This is a genomic window from Ruegeria sp. BHSA123 (assembly GCF_059613425.1).
Map to the genome: position 1 here is coordinate 1 of NZ_JBXWSL010000177.1, position 1,021 is coordinate 1,021.

2 protein-coding genes are annotated in these 1,021 nt (G+C 59.4%); both read left to right on the forward strand.

Features of this window, described 5'->3' with window-relative positions; genetic code table 11:
* A partial coding sequence (locus tag AC2FNC_RS20870; protein WP_496716602.1) for a GNAT family N-acetyltransferase occupies positions 1–502 on the forward strand: 502 nt, incomplete at its 5' end.
* Position 503: 1 nt separating this feature from the next.
* Positions 504–1,021 (forward strand): polysaccharide deacetylase family protein (locus AC2FNC_RS20875; protein ID WP_496716603.1); only part of this gene is annotated, 518 nt, incomplete at its 3' end.

The following is a 1,021-nucleotide window of genomic DNA, read 5'->3' on the forward strand; positions in this document are numbered from 1 at the left end:
ACTCAAGGCGGGGCTTGCGCTTGAAGCCGGTCCGATCGCAGACCTGTCGGATCGCTTTTCCCGCCTCTACGAACAGGTGCGCACCGCCAAGGGGTTCCAGCCCGACATCCCCCCAGAGTTCTATTATGCGCTGTCGGGGCCGGACTTCGTGCATGACGTCCTGATTGCCCGAAAGGACAACGAGGATATAGGGGCGATGACGATTGGACATGTTGGGCTGAATGCCACCTACCTGTTCGGAGCGACCTCGGATGCCGGGCGGCGCCTCAATGCCGGTCATTACCTGATGTGGCACGCAATGCGCTATTGCCGTGAACACGGGATCGGGTGTTTTGATCTGGGCGGCATCAATCATGACGCGAACCCAAGCGTTACTCGTTTTAAGCTGCGAACCGGCGGTGCGGATGCCACTGCGTCAGGCCCTTACGAGGCCTGTCCGAGCGGTCTTTCGGCCGGGTTGATCGGTTGGGCCGAAACCCTGCACAAAAGACTGAAATCCTGACATGGCACGCCTGATCGGTCTCAACTTTCACGGTGTAGGCACCCCGGCTCGCGACCTTGAAGAGGGCGAAGCTCCCTACTGGCTATCCGAGGCGCAATTCACCGGAATCCTCGATCGCGTTGCGGCGGCATCTGATCCGCAGGCTTTTGTACTGACCTTCGATGACGGCAACCTGTCGGATTATGAGATCGCGCTACCCGCCTTGAACGAGAGGGGATTGACCGCAACCTTTTTCGTTCTGACCGGACGTCTGGACCAGCTAGGATCGCTGGCGCGCAATCACGTGACCGCGCTGCTTGCAAGCGGAATGGAAATTGGCAGCCATGGGATCGCGCATGTCGCCTGGAACGGGCTAGATACAGCGGCGCTTGACCGGGAACTCGACCAGTCGCGCAGCATGCTGCAAGAAATTTGCGGTCATCCCGTCACCAAAGCGGGAATACCATTTGGGTTATACAACGCCCACGTCCTGCGCGCCCTGCGCCGTAACGGATATGGGACAGCCTTTTCCAGCGACAT